Source organism: Blastopirellula marina DSM 3645, assembly GCF_000153105.1.
Taxonomy (GTDB): Bacteria; Planctomycetota; Planctomycetia; order Pirellulales; family Pirellulaceae; genus Blastopirellula; species Blastopirellula marina.
Map to the genome: position 1 here is coordinate 329,412 of NZ_CH672377.1, position 6,168 is coordinate 335,579.

Annotated in this window: 5 protein-coding genes; all 5 read right to left on the bottom strand. The window is 58.0% G+C overall.

Annotation, left to right across the window (positions count from 1 at the left end):
* Positions 1-122 precede the first annotated feature (122 nt).
* The 5 genes from grpE to groL (DSM3645_RS20450) all read right to left on the bottom strand — a co-directional run bounded on the left by grpE (position 123) and on the right by groL (DSM3645_RS20450) (position 5,857).
* Positions 123-719, bottom strand: coding sequence for a nucleotide exchange factor GrpE (grpE, locus tag DSM3645_RS20430; RefSeq protein ID WP_002654456.1), 597 nt, complete (start codon positions 717-719; stop codon positions 123-125).
* A 17-nt stretch (positions 720-736) separates the two neighbouring features.
* Positions 737-1,900 (bottom strand): molecular chaperone DnaJ, encoded by a 1,164-nt coding sequence (gene dnaJ / locus DSM3645_RS20435; protein WP_002654457.1) that lies wholly within the window; start codon positions 1,898-1,900, stop codon positions 737-739.
* A gap of 134 nt (positions 1,901-2,034) precedes the next feature.
* The gene (groL, locus tag DSM3645_RS20440) at positions 2,035-3,651 is read right to left on the bottom strand and encodes a chaperonin GroEL (RefSeq protein WP_002654458.1); all 1,617 of its coding nucleotides are present in this window, start codon (positions 3,649-3,651) and stop codon (positions 2,035-2,037) included.
* A 142-nt stretch (positions 3,652-3,793) separates the two neighbouring features.
* Positions 3,794-4,099, bottom strand: coding sequence for a co-chaperone GroES (locus DSM3645_RS20445; protein ID WP_040352885.1), 306 nt, complete (start codon positions 4,097-4,099; stop codon positions 3,794-3,796).
* A gap of 69 nt (positions 4,100-4,168) precedes the next feature.
* Positions 4,169-5,857: a chaperonin GroEL gene (gene groL / locus DSM3645_RS20450; protein ID WP_040352886.1), complete on the bottom strand. Its 1,689-nt coding sequence runs from the start codon at positions 5,855-5,857 to the stop codon at positions 4,169-4,171.
* Positions 5,858-6,168 lie beyond the last annotated feature (311 nt).

Genomic DNA, 6,168 nt, shown 5'->3' on the forward strand with positions numbered 1-6,168 from the left:
AAAAGGCTCGGACACTAGCCCGCAGCGCAAGCGAGGGAATTCGGCCGACTACTTCGGTCCCTGTTCGCATCGCCGCACGTATTCCCTCGCTTGCGCTACGGGCTAGTGTCCAATCGGATCAGTTAGGAGCTTTCGCCTTCAGCGGCAGCGGGGCTGCCGGTTGAAACAATGACTTGGGCAGGGCGGATCACGCGGTCATGCAATTGATAACCGCTTTGCGTCACCATCAGCACATGACCTGAGGGGACTTCGTCGCTCGGTTGCTGCAGGATGGCGTCATGCCGGTTGGGATCAAACGGCTGACCGAGCGCTTCGATCGTTTTGCAGCCGCGCCGCGCCAGTACATCTAGCATACTCTGAGCGACCATTTTTACGCCGGTCACAATTCCGGCCGCTTCTTGCGATTGGCCGGCCGAGTCGAGGGCGCGATTCAGGTTGTCGATTACCGGCAACAAATCGGTGATCAGCGGAACGTCGGCGTATTTGACGGTATCTTCCACTTCACGCCGCATCCGCTTGCGGAGATTTTCCATGTCGGCCTGAGCCAACAAAATCCGCCGCTCGGCGCCGGCCAGGTCGTTGCGCAGCTTGTTCGCTTCGCCATCGAGCGAATCATCGGCTAGCGCTTCGTCGAGTGCGCCGACGTCCTCTTGCAGCGCATCGCTATCAAAGACGTTCAGCGGTTTTTCTTCTGGAGAGGGAGAAGATTCATTCGACACGGTTTCGTATCCTTCGTTTATTTTTCTTTCACGGCTTCGTCTTCGTCGCCGGATGAAAACAAGTAATCCCGAATCGATTCCAGGAACGACTTCCGATGGGGGCTGACGTTCGTATGTTCGAATTCGGCCAGTTCACGCAGCAATTCTTCCTGCCGCGTATCCAGTTTTTTCGGCACTTCGATGTACGTCTGCACGTACAGATCCCCTTTGCCGCGGCCATGCGGATCGGGCATTCCTTGACCGCGGACTTTGAAGACCTCACCCGAAGCCGTCCCTTTCGGCACGGTCAACATGTGGGCGCCGTCGATCAACGTCGGCACTTCGATCTGGGCGCCGAGCACCGCTTGGGTGTAGCTGATCGGCATCTTCAAAATCAAATGCTCGCCGTCGCGCTCAAACAGTTTGTGCCGCCGGAGCGAAATAAAACAGTAACAGTCGCCGGCCGGACCGCCGTTGGGACTGGGCTGCCCTTCTCCGCTGAGTCGCACTCGCATCTGATCGTCGACGCCAGCCGGAATATTTACGTCCAATTCGACGCGTCGGTTCTGGAAACCTTGCCCGCGGCAACTGCGACAGGGATCGGTGATCTTGACTCCGGCGCCGGCGCAGGAAGGGCAAGTCGTCTGCACGCGCAGGATGCCTGCTTGCTGCACGACCTGGCCATGTCCGCCGCAGCGCGTGCAACGTTCCGCTTGAGAACCGGCCGCTGCGCCGCTTCCCTTGCAGGTTTCACAAGGTTCGCGACGATCAAAGGTGATAGTTTTCTCGACGCCGCGAGCCGCTTCTTCCAAGTCGAGCGTGACCTGGGCTTTGATGTCGGCGCCTTTGCTGACGCGTCGGCCGCTGCGCGTACGTCCTCGGCCCCCAAACAAATCGCCGAAGACGCCTCCGCCAAAGATGTCGCCAAATGCTTCGAAAATATCTTCCGCATCCGAAAACTGGCGATGTCCCCCTTCGACTCCGGCATGACCGTACTGGTCATAGCGACCACGCTTTTCCGCGTCACTGAGCACCTCGTACGCTTCCGCCGCCTGCTTGAACTTTAGCGAGGCGTTTTCGTCGTCGGGATGGCTGTCGGGATGGAACTTGATCGCCAGCTTGCGATAAGCCTTGGAGATTTCGTCACCGTTCGCCGTTCGTGAAACGCCGAGTACTTCGTAATAATCAGCTTTTACGGCCATATCCTCTGTCCGAAGCGTAGTCAACAAAATGGGCTGCTCTCGTGCGGGAAAGCAGCCCATTCCAGTTTTAATAACAAGGGAGCGGACGCTGATGGTCCCCCTCCCTTTTCCATCGGGAAGATCCGACGTCGAGCTTAGCGAATGACGCCTTCGACGCGGGTATTCTTATCTTCCTTATCGAAGTTGGTCACCATCGCTTCGGTGGTCAACAACAGACCAGCGATGCTAGCGGCGTTCGACAGGGCGGTGCGAACCACTTTGGCCGGGTCAATGATGCCGGCCTTCAGCATGTCGCAGTACTGACCACTATGAGCGTCATAGCCAATATTGGTTCCCTTCTGCGACACTTCGTCCACCACCACGGCGCCGTCGATGCCGGCGTTGTCGGCGATTTGCTTCATCGGAGCGGACAGGACGCTCAAAATGATGCTCACGCCGATTTTCTCGTCACCCTTAGCGGAAGAGCGAGCCTTTTCGACCGCTTCTTTGCAGCGAACCAGCGCCACGCCGCCGCCCGGAAGAATACCTTCTTCCAATGCAGCGCGAGTCGCATGCAGCGCGTCTTCGACGCGAGCTTTGGTCTGCTTCATTTCCGCTTCGGTTTCGGCTCCGACCGCGATGACCGCGACGCCGCCGGCGAGTTTGGCCAGGCGTTCCTGGTACTTCTCTTTGTCGTATTCGCTTTCGGTCTCTTCGATCTGCTTCTTTAGCTGACCGATGCGTTGCTCCAGGGCCGACTTATCGCCGCCGCCTTGGACCAACGTGGTGTTGTCCTTGGTGACGGTGATTCGCTTGGCCTTGCCCAACTGGCTCAACGTCACCTTATCGAGCGTGACGCCCAGGTCTTCGCTGATGACCGTACCGCCGGTCAAAATCGCCATGTCGGCCAGCATCGCCTTGCGACGATCGCCAAAGCCGGGGGCTTTGACCGCACAGACATTGAGCACGCCGCGCAGTTTGTTGACCACCAGCGCGGTCAACGCTTCGCCATCGACGTCTTCGGCGACGATCAACAACGGCTTGCCGGTTCCGCTGACTTGCTCCAAAATCGGAACCAGGTCGCGGATGCTGCTGATCTTCTTCTCGAACAGCAGGATGTACGCATCCTCCAACTCACAATCCATTTCGGCCGGATTCGAGATGAAGTAAGGCGAGACGTAACCCTTATCGAACTGCATCCCCTCGACGTACTCGACGGTCGTTTCGCGGGTCTTGCCTTCTTCGACGGTGATCACGCCATCTTTGCCGACGCGGTACAGCGCTTCGGCCAGCAGTTCGCCGATCGCGTGATCGTTGTTGGCGCTGATCGCGCCGACGTGAGCCACTTCTTCTTTGCCTTTGACCGGCTTGGCGGTCGAAAGCAGGTGGGCCTCGGCGGCGGCGACAGCCTTCTCGATACCACGACGAATCGCGGCCGGATTGCTGCCGGCGACGATGTTGCGGATACCTTCTTTGAAGATCGCGCGAGCCAGCACGGTCGCCGTAGTCGTACCGTCACCGGCGACGTCCGACGTCTTGCTGGCGACTTCGTTGACCAATTTGGCGCCCATGTTCTCGAAGCGATCTTCGAGTTCAATTTCTTTCGAGACGGTCACGCCGTCTTTCGTTACGGTTGGACCGCCGAACGACTTGTTGATGATGACGTTGCGACCGGTCGGTCCCATCGTCACCGCGACAGCGTCGGCCAGCTTGTCGATCCCCTTGAGCATTTTGCTGCGGGCATGATCGTCGAAAAGCAGTTGTTTCGCCACGCTTGAATGTCCTTATTTGGAATGATTCGGAATGACTACCTCGCTGTCAAGCGACTGGCGGCCTGTCGACCTTTGCGACAGGCTTCACCGTCTGAACTTGGCGAGGTTGGAAAACGCCACCATGGCCTTTTCCAACAGGCAGTTAGTCGTTGACGACCTTGGCGAGAATTTCGCTCTCGCGAAGGATCTTGTATTCCTCGCCATCGATTTCGATGTCGCTGCCGCCGTACTTGCCGTAGATCACTTCGTCGCCGATCACGACCGACAAATCAGCGCGGGCGCCGCTATCCAGCAACTTGCCGGGGCCAACCGCCAAAACGGTGCCGCGTTGCGGCTTTTCTTGAGCCGAACCCGGCAGCACGATGCCGCCTGCGGTTGTTTCTTCGGCGTCCAGCGGTTGCACGACGACGCGGTCATCCAGCGTGCGAATCTTCAATTTCTTGGCCATATGCGTCTATCCTTCGTCTTTATTTTTTGAATGTATTGGAGAGGTAACTCGAGAACGGAACGAAGCGGTTTACATCATGCCCGGCATTCCCATGCCGCCCATTCCTCCCATGCCGCCCATTCCACCGCCCATGCCGCCGTGATCGTGATGATCATGGTCGCCGCCCGCTTCTTCCTCGGAAGGAATTTCGGTGATCAGCGAGTCGGTGGTCAACAGCAGCGAAGCAACGCTCGCGGCGTTGAACAGCGCGGTGCGAACCACTTTGGCGGGATCGATGACGCCGGCTTCGACCAGGTCTTCATAAGCTCCCGAGTCCGCGTTGTAACCTTCGTTCGTCTTCTTCTGCTGACGAACGCGATTGACGACAACTGAACCTTCAACGCCGGCGTTTTCCGCAATCGTACGTAGCGGATATTCCAGCACTTTGGCGACGATGTCAGCGCCCAGCTTTTCGTCCCCTTCCAAGCCCAATTTCTTCAAGGACTTTTCGGCACGCAGCAAAGCGACGCCGCCGCCGGGAACGATCCCTTCCTGCAGCGCGGCCTGGGTAGCGCTCTTCGCGTCTTCCAACAGGTCTTTGCGTTCTTTCATCTCGGTTTCGGTGATCGCACCGCAGTTGATCTGCGCGACGCCGCCGGCCAACTTGGCGAGCCGCTCCTGCAATTTCTCGCGATCATACTCGCTATCGGTCGCTTCGATCTCACGACGAATCTGATCGACGCGTCCTTCGATTTCGGCCTTCTTGCCGGCGCCGCTGACAAAGACCGTGTTGCTCGACGAAATCTTGACCTTCTTGGTGCGGCCCAGATCCGACAGCTTGACGCTTTCCAGATCGATGCCGAGATCCTTGAAGATCGGCGTGGCGCCGGTGAGCACCGCAATATCGCCCAGCATCGCTTTGCGACGATCGCCGTAGCCGGGGGCTTTGACCGCACAGACGCTGAGAATGCCGCGCAGCTTGTTGACCACCAACGTCGCCAGGGCTTCCCCTTCGATGTCTTCGGCCAAGATCAACAGCGGCTTGTTCGCCTTGCTGACCGCTTCCAGAATCGGCACCAGCTTTTTGGCCGACGAGATTTTCTCTTCAAAGACCAGGACGTAAGCGTCGCTCAGTTCGACAGTTTGAGCGTCTTCGTCGGTCACGAAGTGCGGCGAGAGAAAGCCGCGATCAAACTGCATCCCTTCGACCACTTCGACGGTCGTCTCGTAGCCGCGACCTTCTTCGACGGTGATCACGCCGTCTTTACCGACCTTCAAGAAGGCTTCGGCCAAGACTTTGCCGATCGCCGGATCGTTGTTGCCAGCAATCGTGGCGACTTGTTCGATCTCTTTTTTGCTCTTCTCATCGATCTTGGTGGCCATCTTGCGGACCGCTTCGCTGACGGCGTCGACCGCTTTCGCGATGCCGCGCGACAGGGCCATCGCATCGGCGCCTGCGGCCAGCATCTTCAAACCTTCGCGATAAATCGCTTCGGCCAAGACGGTGGCGGTGGTGGTGCCGTCGCCGGCGACGTCATTCGTCTTGCTGGCGGCTTCTTTCACCAACTGGCAAGCCAGGTTCTCGTAAGGATCATCCAGATCGATATCCTCGGCGACGGTGACGCCGTCCTTGGTTACCTTCGGCGAACCCCAACCTTTGTCCAATACCGCATTGCGACCGCGCGGTCCAAGCGTGCTTTTCACGGCGCGAGCAAGCTTCGTTACGCCGTCTAGGAGCGGCTGGCGAGCTTCGTCGCCAAATACCATCTGTTTTGCCACGTTTGGAATCCTCCTCTTGTGGAATCAACGACTCTCGCTGTCGTCTGGGCCGAAATGCCACAGGAATCGATCAGCGGATGGGGATGAATTGTCTCGTTCTGGTCGCTCCGCGGAGTCAGCCAACGTCAAGTTTGGCAGACCAGTCAAAGCGACGCCCACTTAGAAGCAACCGCTGTGCCAAAGTGTCGAGACATTAATTAAGTCGCGATCCTCAAAGGATTTACAAATCGAACGAGATTTGCCACCCATCGTCCCGCACCAAGATCTTGGCCAGTTGTGCCAAATTGGCAGCAGAATGAAAAAACGGGGTC